The 17,742-nt window shown below is 63.9% G+C and carries 21 protein-coding genes and 1 tRNA gene; 15 read left to right on the forward strand and 7 right to left on the reverse strand.

Going from position 1 to position 17,742, the window contains the following annotated elements; all coding sequences use genetic code 11:
• Window positions 1-26: 26 nt before the first annotated feature.
• Entirely contained in the window at window positions 27-368 is a 342-nt protein-coding gene (locus tag V2J18_RS22680; RefSeq protein ID WP_064749865.1) for a hypothetical protein, read from the reverse strand.
• 157 nt (window positions 369-525) lie between these two features.
• Here V2J18_RS22680 and V2J18_RS22685 point away from each other — a divergent pair, with 157 nt between their 5' ends.
• The 3 genes from V2J18_RS22685 to V2J18_RS22695 all read left to right on the forward strand — a co-directional run bounded on the left by V2J18_RS22685 (window position 526) and on the right by V2J18_RS22695 (window position 1,447).
• Window positions 526-723 (forward strand): hypothetical protein, encoded by a 198-nt coding sequence (locus tag V2J18_RS22685; RefSeq protein WP_064749864.1) that lies wholly within the window; start codon window positions 526-528, stop codon window positions 721-723.
• A gap of 206 nt (window positions 724-929) precedes the next feature.
• Window positions 930-1,169 (forward strand): hypothetical protein, encoded by a 240-nt coding sequence (locus tag V2J18_RS22690; protein WP_064749863.1) that lies wholly within the window; start codon window positions 930-932, stop codon window positions 1,167-1,169.
• Window positions 1,169-1,447, forward strand: a complete 279-nt coding sequence (locus V2J18_RS22695) for a lipocalin-like domain-containing protein (protein WP_064749862.1) — start codon at window positions 1,169-1,171, stop codon at window positions 1,445-1,447. The genes V2J18_RS22690 and V2J18_RS22695 overlap by 1 nt, the downstream gene beginning before the upstream one ends.
• A 109-nt stretch (window positions 1,448-1,556) precedes the next feature.
• Here the strand turns inward: V2J18_RS22695 and V2J18_RS22700 are convergent, their stop codons facing one another.
• On the reverse strand, window positions 1,557-3,428 hold the full coding sequence (locus tag V2J18_RS22700; protein ID WP_336133000.1) for a DUF3857 domain-containing transglutaminase family protein: 1,872 nt from the start codon (window positions 3,426-3,428) through the stop codon (window positions 1,557-1,559).
• 200 nt (window positions 3,429-3,628) lie between these two features.
• Window positions 3,629-4,162: a carboxymuconolactone decarboxylase family protein gene (locus tag V2J18_RS22705; RefSeq protein ID WP_075574963.1), complete on the reverse strand. Its 534-nt coding sequence runs from the start codon at window positions 4,160-4,162 to the stop codon at window positions 3,629-3,631.
• A gap of 180 nt (window positions 4,163-4,342) precedes the next feature.
• On the opposite strand from V2J18_RS22705, the gene V2J18_RS22710 reads away from it, so the two are divergent.
• The 4 genes from V2J18_RS22710 (at window position 4,343) to V2J18_RS22725 (ending at window position 6,469) form a co-directional block, all read left to right on the forward strand.
• Entirely contained in the window at window positions 4,343-4,645 is a 303-nt protein-coding gene (locus V2J18_RS22710) for a hypothetical protein (RefSeq protein ID WP_064746428.1), read from the forward strand.
• A 497-nt stretch (window positions 4,646-5,142) separates the two neighbouring features.
• Window positions 5,143-5,409 carry a hypothetical protein gene (locus V2J18_RS22715; protein WP_141233326.1) on the forward strand — a complete coding sequence of 89 codons (267 nt, stop codon included), beginning with the start codon at window positions 5,143-5,145 and terminating at the stop codon, window positions 5,407-5,409.
• A gap of 8 nt (window positions 5,410-5,417) precedes the next feature.
• Window positions 5,418-5,801, forward strand: a complete 384-nt coding sequence (locus tag V2J18_RS22720; protein WP_336133001.1) for a hypothetical protein — start codon at window positions 5,418-5,420, stop codon at window positions 5,799-5,801.
• A 275-nt stretch (window positions 5,802-6,076) separates the two neighbouring features.
• Window positions 6,077-6,469 carry a hypothetical protein gene (locus V2J18_RS22725; protein ID WP_064746425.1) on the forward strand — a complete coding sequence of 131 codons (393 nt, stop codon included), beginning with the start codon at window positions 6,077-6,079 and terminating at the stop codon, window positions 6,467-6,469.
• A gap of 196 nt (window positions 6,470-6,665) precedes the next feature.
• Here V2J18_RS22725 and V2J18_RS22730 read toward each other — a convergent pair whose 3' ends face one another.
• Entirely contained in the window at window positions 6,666-8,009 is a 1,344-nt protein-coding gene (locus tag V2J18_RS22730; protein ID WP_336133003.1) for an XVIPCD domain-containing protein, read from the reverse strand.
• A gap of 4 nt (window positions 8,010-8,013) precedes the next feature.
• The gene (locus tag V2J18_RS22735) at window positions 8,014-8,634 is read right to left on the reverse strand and encodes a hypothetical protein (protein ID WP_336133004.1); all 621 of its coding nucleotides are present in this window, start codon (window positions 8,632-8,634) and stop codon (window positions 8,014-8,016) included.
• An 824-nt stretch (window positions 8,635-9,458) separates the two neighbouring features.
• Between V2J18_RS22735 and V2J18_RS22740 the strand changes: the two genes are divergently transcribed.
• Window positions 9,459-9,535, forward strand: a tRNA-Arg gene (locus V2J18_RS22740).
• 693 nt (window positions 9,536-10,228) lie between these two features.
• On the opposite strand, the gene V2J18_RS22745 is transcribed toward V2J18_RS22740, so the two are convergent.
• Together V2J18_RS22745 and V2J18_RS22750 are read right to left on the reverse strand one after the other, a co-directional pair.
• Window positions 10,229-10,582, reverse strand: a complete 354-nt coding sequence (locus tag V2J18_RS22745) for a helix-turn-helix domain-containing protein (RefSeq protein ID WP_336133005.1) — start codon at window positions 10,580-10,582, stop codon at window positions 10,229-10,231.
• Window positions 10,583-10,766: 184 nt separating this feature from the next.
• Window positions 10,767-11,390 (reverse strand): response regulator, encoded by a 624-nt coding sequence (locus tag V2J18_RS22750; RefSeq protein WP_064746419.1) that lies wholly within the window; start codon window positions 11,388-11,390, stop codon window positions 10,767-10,769.
• Between the two features lie 408 nt (window positions 11,391-11,798).
• Between V2J18_RS22750 and V2J18_RS22755 the strand changes: the two genes are divergently transcribed.
• The 7 genes from V2J18_RS22755 to V2J18_RS22780 all read left to right on the forward strand — a co-directional run bounded on the left by V2J18_RS22755 (window position 11,799) and on the right by V2J18_RS22780 (window position 17,478).
• Entirely contained in the window at window positions 11,799-12,248 is a 450-nt protein-coding gene (locus tag V2J18_RS22755; protein WP_336133006.1) for a hypothetical protein, read from the forward strand.
• Between the two features lie 59 nt (window positions 12,249-12,307).
• Window positions 12,308-13,066 (forward strand): hypothetical protein, encoded by a 759-nt coding sequence (locus V2J18_RS22760; protein WP_336133007.1) that lies wholly within the window; start codon window positions 12,308-12,310, stop codon window positions 13,064-13,066.
• Window positions 13,067-13,093: 27 nt separating this feature from the next.
• Window positions 13,094-14,236 (forward strand): TrbL/VirB6 family protein, encoded by a 1,143-nt coding sequence (locus tag V2J18_RS22765; RefSeq protein ID WP_336133008.1) that lies wholly within the window; start codon window positions 13,094-13,096, stop codon window positions 14,234-14,236.
• 125 nt (window positions 14,237-14,361) lie between these two features.
• Window positions 14,362-14,727, forward strand: coding sequence for a DUF4189 domain-containing protein (locus tag V2J18_RS23200; RefSeq protein WP_363800794.1), 366 nt, complete (start codon window positions 14,362-14,364; stop codon window positions 14,725-14,727).
• 146 nt (window positions 14,728-14,873) lie between these two features.
• Window positions 14,874-15,416, forward strand: coding sequence for a hypothetical protein (locus V2J18_RS22770; RefSeq protein ID WP_336133009.1), 543 nt, complete (start codon window positions 14,874-14,876; stop codon window positions 15,414-15,416).
• Window positions 15,413-16,768, forward strand: coding sequence for an XVIPCD domain-containing protein (locus V2J18_RS22775; protein ID WP_336133010.1), 1,356 nt, complete (start codon window positions 15,413-15,415; stop codon window positions 16,766-16,768). Before V2J18_RS22770 ends, V2J18_RS22775 begins: the two co-directional genes overlap by 4 nt.
• 62 nt (window positions 16,769-16,830) lie before the next feature.
• Window positions 16,831-17,478, forward strand: coding sequence for a hypothetical protein (locus V2J18_RS22780; protein ID WP_336133011.1), 648 nt, complete (start codon window positions 16,831-16,833; stop codon window positions 17,476-17,478).
• Window positions 17,479-17,742 lie beyond the last annotated feature (264 nt).

Consider the following 17,742-nt stretch of genomic DNA (forward strand, 5'->3'; position numbering starts at 1 on the left):
GTCGGCGGCGCTTCCTCGGCGGGACGTCAGGCGTGTACGCCGGTCTGCGGAGGCGACAAGGCGGTTTGAGTCTCGCAATCGGCAGCGGACGTTGTCGCTGTCGCCAGGCATCGATCGAGTACGAAGCGCGCCTCGGTTCTCGGGTAGCGCCGTGTGTCGTAGATCAGACCCATCGTCATCCGGGACGCACAGGAATAGGTGCACATCCGATAGCGATCGTCCAGGTCCTCGGCCTGTACGATCGCTTTCAGCAGCGCCAAGCGCGCCTGCACTTGCGGTCTTTGCCCCAGTACCCCGATCAGGCCGTCGCCGGTCAGCGCCGCCCACAGGGCGCGAATATCGTCGTCGGTGCGAAAGACCTGGGCCATGGCGTGCGATGCAATCGCGGGAACACGTCGTGTCGTGAGTCCACACCATCCCGTGTCGCGTGTGTAGGCCGAGAGAAGACTGTCGCGCCGTGATTCCCCGGTGCCGGCGGCGCGCCCGATAGGCACATTAGCCGTCCGCACAGAGGGGAAGCACATCATGGGAGCGCACAAGCGCCGCTACGTCGGCAAACCGATTCCCGGCGACGGTTGGCCGGTCTGGGACACCGCGCTCAGGCGCTGGCGGGGCAACGTTTTCGCCGACTATCCCGCGATGTTGCCGGACGGACCCGACCGCGTCGGCTCGCCGGAGCGCCTGACCGAATTCGCTCGCCGTGCGTGCGCGCCCAAGAGCTAAGGCGGCGGCCACCGAACGCCGAGGTCGCCGATAGGCTCGTCCCGGTCTGCGCCAGTTACGGATGTGAGCGGCTGCGCATGGCGGCGGGCAACCGATGGCATAGGCCGCCGCCGCGACCGCGCGGCTGAGGCCCGCCCGGGCCGGAACGGGCCTCCCGGCTTTCCGGCCCGTTCCCCGAAACTGGCCGAGCCCCGGGGTCTTCTCGCATGAAGCCCGCGTCCATCCATGTCCTGACGGGCGCGCTCCGGCCGACGCTGGCCTTGGCGCTGTGCCTGCCGGCGTCGGCCGCCGCGGCCGTCGATGCCGACACCGACGGCCTGATCGGCTCCTGGAACGTCGAAACCATCGCCGACACCGACGCCTCGGGCAAGACGACGTGTTCCTACGGTGTGCCTCCGAGGGCTGCCTGCTGTACGACGCCACCGGCCGCATGCACGCGCAAGTGATGCGGACGCCAGCGACGCCGCCGTTCGCATCCGGCGACGACGCCCGGGTCGCGGACGCGGAAGTGCGCGCCATCTATCTGGGCTGTGTCGCGTACTTCTGCACGCATCAGGTCGACGTCGAACGCGGCACCGTGGTGCACTGGGTACAAGAGAGCCTGATGCCCGGTTACACCGGCACCGCCCAACCCTGCCCGTTCAAGCGCGACAGCGCAGGGCCGACCATCGAAGCCGACAGCCAGGACTTGCACTTCCTGCGCCGGTTTCGCCGGGTCGAGTGAGGGCTCGACGACCCGGCAGGCGCGGGTCGCCGTGCGCTGGGCCGTCGCCGCGCAAACGCAACGCGAGTGTCCCCGTCGCCGCGGACACTCGCGCCGTCGGCGATCGACTTCAGCGATAGACGATCGCGCCCTGGACCGCGGCGTTGGCGGCCGCGGCCAGCGCCTGCCACTGGCTGGCCAGTTCCTTGGCGCAGACCGCGCCGGGTTTGCCGTTCACCGTCATTTCGATGTCGGAGCGGACCTGGTTGCCTTGGCGCACGTACTTGGCGGAAATCCGGCCCATCGCGTTCTCGAACGAGGCGTCCTTGGGCGTCTGCACCAGTTCCACGCTGTCCGGCAGGCGGATCGTGCGCCGGACTTTCATCTGCCCGGTGCTGCAACGGAACGCGGTCTTGCGCTGCTCCGGGTCGGGCAGCACCGGGACCTCGAAATCGGGCGTGCGGATCACGCCCTGGTACTTGTCCAGGTAGTTGCTCACCTTCATCGTCATCGTCTCGACGTAAGGTTCCTGCACCGATTCCAGCGCGGTCGTGCGCAGCGTGCCGGTGGCGATGAAGCCCTGGTCGGCTGCGGTTTTGGCGAAATCGCGATCGCGCTCGGCCTGACTGCGTTGCGCCATCATGGCGCGCCGTTCGATGCTCTGCGCCGCGGAGAAGCGCCGCACCGTGGTCCAGTCGGCGCCGCCCGCGGCGTCGACCACGATCGTTTCCTCGATATCGATCCCCAGCTCGGCCGGGCGCGGATGCGGCAAGCGCCGCTCGCGGACAAGGCCTGGCCGTGCTGCGACCAGCAGGGCGGGCTTGCCGGCGGATTCGGGACTCAGCACGCCGAAGTCGGCGTAGGCGATGGTGCTGTCGACGAAGGTGTCCCACTGCGGGAAATAGTTGATGACATGGTCGAACTCGGCGCGCACCGGCGCGGCGGCCGAGTTCGGAAACACCCCGTCCAGCCGCACCAACGCCTGCACCGAATCCACCCCGGCGACTTCGAGCATCGCCTGCAGCAAAGTCGCCTTGTCCTTGCAGTCGCCGTACATGGTGCGCAACACCTCGTCCGCGGCGCGCGGCACCTGGGCGCTGGACAGGTCGACTTTAAGGCTGGTGTATCGCACCTGCGAAGCGACCCAGCGGGTGATGGCCTTGGCCCGCGCCATCGGATCGTTCAGTCCGCGGGTGATCGTGGCGACGCGCGCGCGGATCGCGGGCGTGATCGCCGCCTTGCCGCGCACGCCTTCGTAGTAGCGGTCGCCGATTTCCTCGCGCGAACGGTAGCTGCTGATGTAAAGGCGCGGGTTGACCGAATAGTCCTCCACCGTGTTCGGCTCGTAGCCCATCGGCGTCGGATTGGACCAGCGCCAGGCGCGTACCGTCCGATCGGCGGACGAGGCCGTAGCCTCGGGCTCCCAGCCCTGGTGGTCGAAGCCGATCCGCATGGCCCGCGGGACGCTGATGCTGACGCGGTTGTCCGCGATCGCGATGTAAGGGCTGGCGGCGTAGAAGCGGTCGAACCGACCGGTCCGGTCGGGACGGTTGCGATAGCGCACCTTGGTATGGCGGGAGGAACCGGCCGCCAATTGCGGAAACACCACCGTGCGCACCGCCGCGTCGGAATCCACGCCGGTCTGCGTACCCGCGTCGCCGCTGGCCTCGTAGATCTGCGCCTTGGCCACATCGATGCGCTTGCCTTCCGGCGTGACGACATAAGCCTCGAGGATCTCGACCTCGCCGCTGGACTTGCTGTAGGCGAAGTTCTCGATGCCGAGCTCTTCCGCGCCGCGCAGCGAATTGATCCGGAATACGCTGGTGGTGGTCGTGGTGTCGCTGCCGTCGCTGTCCAGTTCGATCTCGGTGGCGACCGATTCCGCAGTCCAGTTGGGCGCATCCGCGGCTTGCATCGCGCCGGCGGGCAGCGCGATCGAGCATCCCAGCACTATCGGCGCAGTCCACGCGCGGGCGAAATCGGTACGTCGGTGATCCGTCATCAATACACACTCGGTTGGAAACGAGGTTCATGGTGTGCGCTGACGGCCGACGCTCACAACCGGATCGATGGCCGGTAATGTTTGCTCGATGTGTTTGCTGGCGTGTGTGCTATCGCGCTGTTACGTTGTGTTCGCGCCGCGTTTTGACATGCATCGCCACGCCGACCGTGCGGCGACGATTTCTTTCGGCGTCAATTGCGTCAGTTCTCGTACGACAGCAACCGCGGCGACGGTTGCGCATCCAGGTCCACGTCCAGGCCTTCCAGGAAGCGCGCGGTCATCATGTAGAACCCGGTCAGCAGGATCAGCTCGGCGACGCCGCGCTCGCCGAGCAGGGCCAGCGCGCGCTTGAAGCTCGGGTCCGCGATGCGCGGATGCGCCACGCATTCGTCGACCAGCCGCAGCACGATCGCGTCCGGCGCAGCCAGGCGTTGCCACTGGCCGTTCTCGATCGCCTCGATGTCGGCCTCGCTCCAGCCCGCATTCAAGGCGGGCTGCAGATGCTGCATGCGTTGATAGGCGCAACCGCTGAGCCGGGCCACGCGCAGGATCGCCATCTCGTAGTGCCGCACCGACAGACTGGTGCGGCGCAGAGCGAAGCCGAGATCGAGAAAGGGCTCGGCGCAGCTGCCGGTGGCGAGCAGCGCGCGCGTGAGGTTGACGGGAAGGCGCGCGTACTGCGCCGCTTCGGCGTCGCTCATCGCCGAGGCGTCCCTGAGCGGTAGTCTGGCCATGCGGTGGTCCCCCTGGAATGTCCGCCAGGGCATCCTCGCGGGGCCGGGCCGGCGCGTCTGCGACGGCTGCCGCCATCCGCGGTCGCGGGATATGCGGTTTGCGAGCCAGGTCCGGATCGCGGTCGCCGCCCGACGGCCTGGTCTTAGCCGGCGAGACCCGCGCCGGCTAGGGTCCGCCCCATGGACACGACCCAGACACCGCACGACCTGCCCGCCGGCTTCCATTGGGAAGCCCCGTTCGCCGGCTCGATCTTCCCTTCGCACCTGGTTGCGGTGCCCGACGAGGACGCCGAAGCCTGGCTGGCCACCGTCACGCCGCCGCGCGAAGGCCATTGCGCCGTGGCGACGATCCGCCGCCACCTCGGCGTGCGCGACCACGTCAGCCGCCCGTTCCGCACCGAGGCCGCCGCGGCCAATTGGGTCGCACGCTGGCTCAGCGCGCAGGGCGAGTCGGTGCGCGCCGAGCTGTCGGCCTGCGCCTGAGTCTAATGAGCCTAGCCGCCGCCGCGCCTGGGCGATGGCGCCGCAGGGGACGGGATCGGCTCAGCGTTTGGCGCGCTGCGGCGCGAATGCCAGAAACTCCTGCAGCGCCGGTGCGTGCGCTCGCCGGGATTGATCGCCGCCGGTTTCGCCCAGTCTGCGCCGCCGAACCGCTTCGATTACGCCATCGCCATCGCCACCGACGCGCCGCCGGAAGCGGTCTGGGCCTGCCTGACCGCTCCTGCACTGATGGCGCAATGGAGGATAGGCGAGGCGGAGACGGCGTTGACGGCGACGACCGATGGGACGGCCGGCAGCGCGGTCGCCGGTTTGCACCATGCCGCGTTCCGCAACCCGAGCAGGCTGCCGGACTTTGAGCGGCCGGCGCGACTGTGGTCCAGAGCCGCCTGTGTTCGCCGTCGTGCTCGGCCGGCGAACCGGCGCATCACGCCAGCTTCGCGTTTGGCTCGCGGCCGCAGGGCGCGGGCACGACCCTGGCGATGAGCGCACGCGGCTTCGCCAGCGAAGCGATCGTCGGCCATCTCGGGTTCTATGGAGTCACGCTGGAGCTGCCGACGGTCTTCGCCCGGACGCGCCGCGCGCTCGCCGGTCTGGACGCCATCGCGGCGGCGGCGTTGCGGCCGGGAGCGCGGACAAAACGATCCGGGCGGGCTACGCCCGGCGCTGCAAGCGACGCATCGGTGCGCACGAGGTCCGCTCGGCGCGCTGTCGATCGGGCGCCCCGGCTGCAGCCAAAGTTGGCATGATTTTTGTGATGATCATCACTGTGCATCAACGTACCGAGGGGCGTCACATGCTTCGTAACACACTCCATTCGTACACCCCGTGGGTCCGGGACGAGGCCATCCTCGCGGCGGAGATCCCGGCCGCGCCCCAGGCCCCCTCGGCTAAGCATCTGGTCATGCTGACGACGCGCGCCGGCGGCTTCCGCTCGTTGGCCGATCTCGCCGATCGCGTGCAGCGTTTGGGCGAGCGTTGCGGCGACGTGCGCAACCTGAAAGTCGTCCACCAGGCGGCGAAGGTGGTGACGGTGTGTTTCGACACCGACACCCCGTCCTGGCCGTATCGCCTGGCGCCGGAACTGCGCGCGCTGGGCTTGGTGCTGGTTTATACCGAGTTGATGGACTGGGTTGCGTGATCCGCGATGTCGCCACGGTGCGCAGTTCGAAGGTCAGGAACTGACCTGCCGCGACAGCCCGGCCGCAGTTAGGTCAAGTGTGCTTTTTTTTCGGAGCTTTGTGATGCGGCCGAGCCCGTCAGGGCCGGCCTAGATGGCGTAACCCGCAATGGCGCATCGCCAGGTTCGCCCCGCCCCGTTCGGCTCCTCCTCTTCCGCGCGATTGGCCCGCCGCCGGCGACGCCGATACAGTGACGTCGCATCGGGCTGGGACGCCCGGCCTGGACGGGTTGCCTATGGCAGGTTCGCTGCTTCCGCGATTGACTGCCGCCGTCGCGTCGTCGGGGCTGGCGCTACACGCGTACATCGCCCTGTTCGAGTCCTCAGGCAAGGATGTCTGGAGCGTCGCCTTCCTGGCCTGGGGTGGCCCGCCATATCTGATTTGCCTGGTCGTCGCCTGCCTCGGCCGCCGTGCGCTGCATGGGCTGTTCGCCGCGCTCGTCTGCCTGGGGTTGGATGCGGTCAATTACTACCAGGTGTTCGTCGATCCGCAGAGCTCGACCGCGGCGCTGGGCCTGTTGTTCGTTCCGCTGCTCAATCTCGTCGTGTCGATTCCGCTCGGCGTGACGGTCGCGGCGCTGATCGGCTGGACCGTGCGCAAGAAGGGCGGTTCCGTTCCGAAGCGCTGACGCGCGCATTCGCGGCGCGCGCCGTGAGCCCGCGCCGTGCGATGTACGGGGGCGGCGTGTCGTCACTCAGCGTCCGGCATCGTCCCCGCGGGCCGGGCGGCCGTCGAACGGATCTCGCCGCGTTGCCGTTGCGCCCAGCGTTGCGCATGGCGCGGCGCGATGCGGTCGGGGGTCAAGCGGCGCGGGGACGGGGGGCTCAGGCCATGCGCGCAGCAGGCAGGCGGGTCTGTTCCTGGCTCTGCTGCTCTTCGGCCGCGGCCTGTTGCGGGTGGAAGGCCGCCAAGCGTTGGAAGGAAGTCTCCAGCGGAATCTGCTCCGCGAGCTCGGTATGGGTTTGTGCCCGCTTGTGCGCCGGGTCGTGCAACTCGCCCTGCACGGCGAACACGTCCGTGCCCGTACTCTGGTTGCGGCCGGCGACGACGTGATCGACCCGGGTCAGTCCGCTTTCGCGCGCGTTGGCGAGCAGCGCGGCGCTGGTGCGCTCGGCGGCTTCACCGGCGGAACGACCTTGCTGCGCATAGATCCGCTCCACGCCAGCATGGATCGCGTCGTGCATCGAATGACCGGGATGGTCGCAATGGCGCGGATCGAACGGACGCGCCGCGCCGGTGGGCAGCGCGCCGTGCGCGTCTTTGAACGGACTTTCGGCCGGCTTCTCGGGGACGTGGCGCATGATTTCTTCGGCTACGCCTTTCGGCCCCCTCAGCGCCGCGCCGCCGATCGACAGGCCTTCGCGCAGGGCCCACACGTCGCTGCGGAACTTGTCGATCATCGCTTCGAAGCGATGGGCGTTGACGCGGGTTTCCGGGTCGCGGAGCACGGACAGGTCGCGATCCTCGTTGCCGTCGACATCGCGAAAATGGTGCAGGCTGTGCGACAGCGCGCCCGCTCCCGTGGCGACGAGAAAGTTGCGCGGGTCGGTGTAGTTGCGGTCGTTGTTCGCGTGGCCGGCCAGGGACAGCGACTTCACGTCGTGGCGGCTGGCATACACGCGGACCTCGCCGAAATGATGGCCGGCCGAGCTGACGAAGTCGGCGGCCATGACGTGGTTGACCACTTGATGCCCACCCTCGGGGATGCGCATGTTGAGATCGGCAGCGCCGAATGCGTTGAATGTCTCGCCATACAGGCCGAGCTTGGCTGCCGTGATCTGGGTCAGGCAGCCGCCGAGCGAGTGCCCGGTGACGGTGATGGGGACGCCTTCAGCGCGGGCGCGCTCTACGGCCTTGCGGGTGAACTCGATGGCGTCGGCTGCTTGCTGATTGGCGCGTCGCGCCACCATGCCTCCGTCGGCGCGAATCACATCGTCCAACGGTTCGCCGAAAAACTCGGTGCCGCGATGGGCTACCACGATTTCGCCGGTGTCCTCCCGTTGGAACATTACGCCTTGATAGCCGGATAGTTTTTCGTCAGAAACTTCAATCACGCTGTAGTTGATGCCGGCGATATTGACGATGTCGCGCTTTCCATTCTCTTTGACTAGGGGAGGGGCATAAGCGACATGAGAGAGCTCGGCATAGTGCAAACTGCTAATGGGCATTGCCTCATTCCTTGGCGTCTACGGTGATGGTGAAGGCTTTCGACAAATCCGTGCCGTACCGGGTTATGAAGTTTTCCTTGCTCGTGGTGTACTCGACGTTGTGGGTCGCATGAATCAGAGGCGCTGAGTACGCATCGCGTCTGGCATAGAAAACGGTTCTTTTCCGGCTGGCCAGTTCGGGGGGCTGCAGGGAAATCAAGAATTCCCGTCCGTTCTCGTCCCGCGTCGGCTGTAGATAAATACTGGCCAATTCGACAACCCAGGTGCATACGCCCTTTCCGAAATAGTCCTTAGCCAACATCCCATCCAGATATATGTCGAACTCGTATGTCGTGTCCGATAGCTTTCGCATGGGGATCGATATCGAGAAACGCTCCGGCGTAGGAAACGTGCCGGAAAAAGGCTCTGCCGAAGGCATGCAAGTCCGCTCCGGCCCGATGATGTACTGAACGCTGGCCGTCGCCTCCGCGAACGATCCCGGCGCTCCATCGATCGTCGCGGTGACGACGCGCTTCTGCCGTGGATTCGTATTGCGCTCGTACTTCGGGTCCAGGACCGCATTCGAGCAAGCGGTCAGCGCAAACAGGAAGCATCCGGCAAGCGTGAGGGGAAGGGGCGTTTTCATCGTGGGCTCGAATAGAGGACGGCATGCTCATCGTAGATCGGCATCAGGAGCCGCAGGCCCAGGAGCTGCTCCAGCGCCCGGGTCGAGAGCGAGCATATGCGCGTTGCGCGTGCTGTCCGAGACCATGTCTGGAGGTGGCACGACGCGGGGCATGTTCGCCTTGGGCATCACGTCAGCGAGGTGGCGGGAAGACTGGCGAGTAATGTCCGTCCGCCGCGTATCCGGGTCTATAGGAAAACCCTGATTCGGTGTGGACGTTTGTCCAAGCCAATGGTTAGCGTCGACCACGGTCGATTCAGGCGCTCCCGGAAATATCGACGCTTGCACGGCGAGGCAGCACCAGCTCGGCCGATACTGGACAGGCCGCGCGACCGGCCTCGGCGCGGCCGGTCGCCAGCGAAGCGCCGCATGGGTGCCTGTTGAGCGCCTGTCGGGCCTGGACTGTGGGCGAGCGCAGCACCGCCCCGGCCGCTGCCGGCCCGGTGCCGGTCCGCCGTCCGCGGCCGCGACCCGGTCGCGGCGTGTCCCGCCTCGTCTTGCGGGACCCGACGGCCGACGGTCTGCCGCCGCTGCGGCGAAGCATTTGCGGCACCGCCGCGCCGCGGATCGCTGCGCCAGCGCTGGGGATCGTCCCTTTCATCGGGAGGGGCTTCAGACGCAGGGGGCGGCCGCCTCATCGGCGACCCCGCCAGGCGGCCGAAAGTCACGGCCGAATCGCCCGTCCGCGGGGCAACGACCGCCGCCGTCACGCAACACGTGCCCTCGGCCCGATTTGCGTTTAGAATGCCGGGCCGCACGACGCGTTCGTGCGATGCAGCTCATACGCGCCTGTAGCTCAGCCGGATAGAGTAGCGGCTTCCGAAGCCGTTGGTCGGGGGTTCGAATCCCTCCAGGCGCGCCAAATACCCCAGTTCGAACCTCTCAATTTCGAGAGCAGCGACCGCCGAAAATGCCTTGTTTTCGGCGGTTTTCGCGTTTTTGCGTTGGACCAAGGTCGGCGCGGTTTCGACCGAAATGGGGCAGGTCAACCCCACTTTTCTCTCTCTTCTCTCAGGGCGTTGGTTTTTTAGTCCAACGCCCCGGCGCGCGCGTCCTTTTATTTCAAAGACTTAGCGTTGGACCAAATAGAGCGGTTTTGCCGCCACTTGGCCGTTCCAGGGCAACCAAGGTTCAAACAGGTGCTCGCGCGCCGGATCAACCTCCGCGCCTGCGCCAGTAGAGCCTAAAGCGCAGGACTACGAAGAGCGCCGCCGCGCCGCCGGCTCCGAGCAGCGCTAGCCCGAAGGGATTCAGCCCCGAACTCATCGTCACCCACAGGCCGAAGACCAGGAACCAGTACGCGGTCTGCGTCGCCCAGCCAACTACGCCCCAACCCCACCACGCCCGCCGATCTACTCCGGTGTGATAGCACCACCGCGCGAATAGGGTTTCGGCGACCCAGCCGAGTAGCGGTCCCACCAAGCCCACGCCCGCTAGCAACCATCCGACATAGCCGTACTGCATCCCTGCTTCTCCTTTTGGTCTGTCGCGAGCCTACTCCAACCAGCCGGCATACGGCTTCATGTCCTCGACGTAGGAAATCAGATTCGCTGCGCTACTTGCCCCGCCCATGCGCCCTTAGTAGAGCCCGCGCGTCAGCTAGCTTGGGAAGTAGCTCGGTCACCTCGCAGTCGAGCGCGAAGGCCAGCTTGTACAACGTCATTACGGTTATCGCGGCTTTGCCTGCCTCGATCATCGACAGGTGAGAGCGATCCATCGGTATCCCGACCGCCAGGTCATCCTGGCTCAACCCTCGTTCCTGCCGGATCGTCTTGACTCGCCCCCCGACGATCGCGAGAAGCGGCAACTGCACGCGGCGACCGCCGCCTTTGGCCGGCGTTGGCCGCGGCCTCTTGCCCACAGGAGAGAAAGGGGGATTGGTCGCCATCGCATAAAGGTAGATCGGCACGAAATTGCGCGCCGCTGGACAAAATGCGCCGGCACATAAACTCTCGGCGCAAAAACATGTTGGCTAAACACCGCATGGCCAGATGCCACCAGTTTTGGCACCGTCTTGGAGATGTCTCTGGCATGAACGCCAGTTTGATGCGACTGTCCGGCAGTGCGATTCGCGTGCAGGACGGCGCCTGCATTCAACAGGGATTTCTTCCAAAGCCCGCAGCACGCGCCATCGCAATCAGGGCCGTTTCTCTGTCAATTCCCAGCTTCGCCAGCAACCTCGACTTGTGCCGGCGAACAGTGACCTCCCCGATCTCCAGTTCCATAGCGATCTCCGCATTCGTCCGCCCCTCAGCGAGAAGCGTCAGCACTTGAAGTAGCCGCCCCGAAATCTTGTCTAGCTCGCTGGGCTCAAAGAGGGCCGCTCCAGCTAGCGATTCGTCCACATAGCGCTCGCCTTTGGCTACTTTTCGGACTGCCCGGATCAGCACGGAAGCATCCGCCGCCTTTACTACGTAGCCCAGGGCACCTGCCCGCAGCAACTGCGCCGGTATCTCTGCTGTTTCCACGGAGGAAACCACCAAGATCTTGCAGGCCGGATCAGATCGAAGCAGCTGCTCGACTAAGTACAACCCGTTCCTGACGGGCAGGTAGTAGTCGCAAATGACTACATCGGGCCGCAGGGATGCGTAGGTCGATAGAGCGCCTGCCGCGGAATCAGTTGCTCCGGCAATCTCGATACCAGCCGCTGCGCCGAGAAGCATCCGAAGGCCAGCAACGGCAAGCGGGTGGTCATCAACAATGAGCACGCGGATCATGCGCCCTCCTGGCTTGGATTGATCCTTGGGGGACGCGACTTAGCCAAATTACGCTTAGAGCAATCAAGCCATTTCCGTTCAATCATCACGACCTTTGTTCCTCGTAGCACATTCATGATTCAGAAAGCTGATGCCGTGGCGATTGAACAGCGTTGAACAGATCCAACGCCTCGATTGAACAACGTTCAATCGCACGTTTTTTTTTCACGGTTCCGTTAGAAATGCCTTGCAAACACTGTCACCGAGAGGTAACCCTATCGCCGCGACAAGGAGGGTCGTATTGCCATGACTGAAATCGGAATTCAACGCTCATCTCGAGGAAGCGCGACCCTAGGAGTTTCTGCGATACGGAGAGACGGGCGCGTCGTCGGGTATCAAGCGCGAACCAGGCTGCCTTCGAAGCAAGTGTTGACGAAGTACTTCAGCGTCGATAGTTATGGGGCCGCATCCGCTCTTTCGCTGGCAATCAGCGAGCGACGGCATCAGTTGGTTGAGATTTCTGGGGTAGGCCTAGCGCCGCGTGCTCTGCAAGAAGGCCCAAGGTCTCGGCCGGGCAGAAATGCCCACCTGCTGAAGTTGACAGCCCTAGACGTCGATCTCGAAGCAAAGTTCGCTGCAATCCTGATGGCCGAACGTGGTGCTGAGCTGATCGGGATCGATCGCATAGAGATCGTCAATGCCGAGGGCTGGACCGTCCTTGTCCGCCGGGGTCATCGATCGTCGCTCTACTACTTTCTCGATGCGCGCTACGGCGGGGCGGAGGTATCGCTCAGCGAAGCTGTCCGGTTTCGGGATGCGCATCCCGCTCACAGAAAGCGGCTCCTGCGAGTGTCCGCCCCGCAGGCAGCGATGGGTTGATCCAGCTACAAGCGGACACCCCCACAAGAAGGCCGATCACAACAGGAAGTGGAGTAGGTATGAACCATCGCAGCAGAGTAGAACGTCGCTCAGTCAGGGGGGCTGCCATCAGCGTCGCCCTCGCCATCGCCCTCCTGGGCGGGCCGGTCAACGCCCAGTACATCGTCAAGGACCCGTTCGGGCTGATAGCGAAGATGCAACAGATCAGCAAGGACGCCGCTGAATTCGGGAAGAACGCGCAGCGTTGGAAGTCTACGGCCGACCACTACCAGCAGCAGCTAATCAAGCTGCGGCGACTCAACTTCGGTCAAACTCAGATGGAAGACAGCTTCGCGCTGCGCCCGCTCGACTACGGCATGGACGATACTTGCCCGGGGCCTGGCCGCGGCATCAAGGATCAGCTTGTCGGAGCATTCAAGCAGGCCATGCCGAAGCTTGACGGCAACATCGTCGGCGAGCAGATGGCCGTCTGCCAACGCATGGTCTATGCCGAGAATCGGAAGTACAACGATTCGGTCACCATGTTGAAGACGCTGCTTCAGCGCAGCAGAGAGTTCGGGCAGATCGAGCAGCAGCGCGACAACGTCAGCGACAGCCAAGGCGCGCTCGCCGCGAACGACAATGAGGCCTATCGCTTCGTGGCCCGCAACCAGCTCGACCTGGACTACTGGCAGGCTCGCATGAAGGCGTACGACGACTACATCGCCGCGATGAAGGCGGACCACGCGCGGCTGGCGAAGCGCGCGCTGCAAGGCAAGAAGGGAGGCGGCGACGGACTTTTCCCTAGCAGCGCACTGAACTCTGTGGTCGGCAACTGACCTCCCAATCTACTCGGTGAAACAGCAATGGATCTGTTAAGCAACGCCTCCAGCCTTGTGGATTGGCTCTCTCCTTCGGGCGGCGCCGGCATCGGCGACTACATGGGCTTCCGCCTCATCAACACGTACCTGACCTCGCGGATCGGCGATTTTGGCCTGGCGATGATGGGCCGCATGATGAAGTTCGTTGCCGGGATCGCCGTCTCTGTCGTGACTCTATGGGTGCTCTCCCAGGGCTACCGAATCCTGACGGGACAGCTCCGCGACCCGCTCATGAAGCTGGTTGTCGATGGTTTGAAGATTGCACTGTGCTTGGGTATCGCGACGTCAATGGGCGTCGGTGGCGTCAAGCTGTACACGCTTCTGACACACGATATGGACGAGGCTGTCCACGAGCTGGTCACCGGTAACAAGGGTCAAACCACAGCCGATGCCGTCGACAAGAACTTGGCCTACTTGCAGATCGCCATGACGGCCATCGATAGCGTTCAGGTACTCGATGGCAACCCGGAGCTGCTCGAGGAAAAGCGCACAGCGAAGTTCTTCGCTGGCCTTGGTGCCGCTGGCCCAGCCATTGCGGCGGGCGTCATGCTCCTTCTAATGAAGATTGTTGTCGCGATGTGGGTGGGGTTCGGCCCTCTGTTCATTTTCGCTTTTGCCTTCGATGCGACCAAGGCCATGTTCCACCGCTGGCTCCAGTACGGGCTAGGCGCGCTCTTCACGATGGCGATGCTGAGCTTCATTTCGGGCCTGATCCTCGACCTGATGATCCGGGTCTCAGCGGCAACCTGGCTCATCAAGTTGACCAACATATCGGGGGCGAGCGCCGAGGGAATTTCCGGCCAAGCCATGGAGCAAGGCGGTATGGGGCTGATACTGACGATGCTCATCATTTCAGTACCGCCGATTGCGGCACACTTCTTCCAAGGACAAGTCGGAAACTTCATGCACTTCTCGGCGTTCAGCAGTCAGGGCCAACCCGGGGCGCAAGGACAACCTCCGGGCTCCTCCCAGGCTGCTCCCGTTAATCCGAATACACCAACAGTGCCGCAAGCGGGGGCAAAGCACGGGCCGGACTCGACATACAATCATGCTAACCGCGTCAGTGGCCAACCTATCGGTAGTCAAGAGAACCGCGTGAAATCTGCCGACGAAGTACGAAAGGACTGAATATGCTCAGGTACTTGCTCTTTCAGCTGCTGCTTCTGCTTCCGAGCCTGGTTCACGCCGAGGGTGGATGTCCTCCTGGACAAATTCCCTACTCCGGCGCTTCGGCCGCGGGCTCTGCGGCGTCCATGGCAACCTGCGGCCCAATTCCTACGACGCGGCCTGCTGGGCCGCAGTGGCGATCACAGTGGGGAGCGGTGGCTTCCGATAGCACCGGCGAATTTGGAATCGTTTCGGGCATGAAGAGTGAGCGCGCCGCTCGAAAAGCAGCAGTGGAAGAGTGTGCGAAGCGCGGAGGGGTATCTTGCAGCGCGAACTTCACCTTTCACAATCAATGCGCCGCTGTTGCTTCTTCTGAGTCCGTTTCGTTCTCACAAGGGGCTCCGACGGAGGAAAAGGCGAAAGAACTAGCTATGCGCGAATGCGAGGCGGCTCAATCTGGCAGGTGTTGGCTCTACTACAGCGGTTGCAGCCTTCCTGTCCAGGTCAACTGAGGCGGGACATATTCATTCGCGCTTGCCTGCGGCATTTCATTTAGAGATTCAAAATGAATGTTCATATTCTTGTATGTGGGCGCCTATATGTGGCCGCAGCACTTATTTTGCTCACTACTAGCTGCGCAGCTCCGAAGGACATAGCCATGGCCGACATCAAACTCAACGCGAACCCAGAGAAGAAGCACACGATTACCTTTTCGATACAGGACGCACCAGGCGCGTTTAGCCTAGCGAAAGCCTTCGCTACCTACGACATAGCCGACAAGACGTGCCTGCCACCTGCTGACAATTTCCAGGGTGTGCAGATGGCCAAATCAGCATTCACGCTGCCCCTTGAGCTAGTGAAGAGTGCTGGCGACAGTTACGTTGCGACAGTCGCAGAAGACGCGATTGCGGACAGCGACCTGTATGGGCAAGGCATTTGTCATTGGAAGCTTACATCTGCTCACATTCGACTTTCAGCAAGCGGACGGTCCGAAGATACAAGCTACGTCGCTGCGTTGCCGAGCGGGGATGCTGCCGAAGCCAGAACGCTAACCCTCTACTACTTGAAGTCTTCTTATCCCTCGTTGGGTAGCAAGAGCCCCCCCGACCATGGAATTGAAGACGTAGCGCTGCTCAATCCAGCAGTTCCCGCTGCCGGCTGGTTCACCATCACTGTTTCGTCAACGGAACTGACGCCATGACAATTTCAACTCGGCAGTACGCGCAGCTTGCTCAGCACTCGTACGCCCCCCCGGAAATCACTGCCGATGGCGAACGACCGTTCATCGTAGCTGATGGCGTTCGCTTCAATGTACTGAAAAATGTCGACAAACCTTCTGGCTACCAGGGGACAATTTTCCAGCGACAGGACACCGGTGAAATTGTCGTGGCCCATCGCGGCAGCGAATTTGATCGACAGCCGTTTGAGGATGGTGTTATTGCCGATGGCGGGATGGTGGCAAACAGGGCAAACAAACAATTGGAGGACGCTCTCGCCCTTACCGACGAAGCATCCGAGATGGCGCGCGGAATGGCGCATAAGTATGGACAGGCGCCACAGGTTACGGTCACTGGACACTCGCTTGGCGGGTGCTTGACTCAGCTCACTGCTGCCAAACGTGGCTTGAATGGTGAGGCTTTCAATCCCTATGGCGCCGTCAGTCTTAATCAAAACGTCCCGGAAGGTGGAACGCAGGTCATCAATCACGTCATGGCTGGGGACGTCGTCAGCGCCGCCAGCAAGCACTTCGGCAAAGTGACCATGTATGCCGAGCCGGTTGAGCTGAACGTACTGAAAGCGGCCGGTTACGAGGACAGCGGAAGCCAGCTCGACATCCGGAATCCGATCAAGGCGGCAGTCACCGGCGGCGACTCACATCGCATGCACCATTTCCTCGACGTCGATGGCAAGGGTCAACCGGACCGGTCGATATTGTCGCAGCCGCAGGCGCGCGAACTAGCCGACCGACACCGGCCGGTGTTCGAGAAGTACAGAGGGGACATCGAGGACATTCGCGCGGGCGCAACCATCGGTGCCGCGGTCTATCGCGGCAGCCAGGCGATTGCGGAGGAGATCCGGCGCCATCTGCCCGAAAGCGCTCCCGAGAGCCCGTTTAGAGACGCGCACGGCGCGCTGCCTGCCCATGGTCGGCACTCGCTTGACCCGCGCGATCCCGGCCACCCCAACCGCGCCATGCACGAGGCGATTCACACGGGCGTGGAGCATGCATTCGCCAGCAAAGGCCTGCAAGTCGGGGAGAGCTCCGATCGGACGTCGGCGGCGCTGTTGGTCAACGCTCGGCAGAACGGTCTAAGCCAAGTGGATCAAGTCGTTACAGGCCGCCAGACAGCGGCTGGCCTCGACGTGTTTGCCGTGCAGGGCGATGTTCACGACCCGGCCCACAAGCGAGCGCAGGTCAACACGCAGGTCGCCGCTCAGATCCCGGTCGAGGCCTCGTTCCAGCAGTTGGCGACGGTCAATCAGCAGCAGGCTGTGGCCCAGGAACAACACAACCAGGATCAGGCCCGGACGCAAGCCGCCCGCACGGTCTGATCCACTTTTCAACTCGACCTAAGCCGCGCCGCTCCCTGCTGGGGGCGGCCATGGGGGGCTTTGTGTCCGCGATTTTGAAGCCGGTGATGCATTGGAAGCTACCACATTGGATTCGCCGGATTCTTCTTCCCGGCGCCGCAGGCGTGGACGCCAGGCTTGGCTACGAAGCCAAGCTTATGGCCGCCCATGCCCGCACCGCTCTCGCCGGCCTCCAGCCGCCGCCATTTACAGCGGAGTCGGTCCGCTACGCCCCCGCCACCGCTCAGCAGGTACATCGACATATCAGTCGGACGCTCGGCCACCTCAGCGAGGACTTGGTGGTTCGGCAGCGGTTCGGCCTGGTGCTGTTGATGCGAGGTTTGCTGGAGCGGGAGCTTCGCGTGCCGCTGACCTACACCCTCGGATACGTGTACCAGTGCGGCCAGCGCCTGTATCACACCCCGATTGTGGGGTTGGAGCAGATGCTGCTCACCGGCATTGCCCCAGGGGCGCGCATCAGTCTGCACGCGTGGCTGACCTTGCCCAGTCATGAGGTTGTCGACCTGACGTTCTGGGCCGCATTCCCAGCCTTCGCATCTGAGCAGGAGCGGATTCACCGAGGGCTGTTCATGCATCCAAGCCAGATGGCGGCGAGGAGCTATCACCCGCAGTGGGTGGGGGATGGATTCGTCCGCCGTATCGGAATCCTGAAGGAGTACGAGGGATGGTAGGCCGGACAGTGGTGACCTACGAGGCGGTCCGCCGTGGCGCGCTCGACTGGCGCGTCTGCGTCGATGGCGTCGACGAACACGTCCCGTTCGCGAACCGCGAAAGCTGCATAGCAGCAGCAAGCTCGAGAGCCAGGCTACGCCACGTCGATACGGGCTGCGCTACGGAGGTCTGGGCGCCCGGCTACGGCAGCAAGCCAGAGTGCTTGATCCGATACATGACGCCGCTCGAGCTGGATGACCTTCTCATTCGCTCCGTCGGGAACG

Source organism: Lysobacter firmicutimachus (assembly GCF_037027445.1).
Lineage (GTDB): Bacteria > Pseudomonadota > Gammaproteobacteria > Xanthomonadales > Xanthomonadaceae > Lysobacter > Lysobacter firmicutimachus.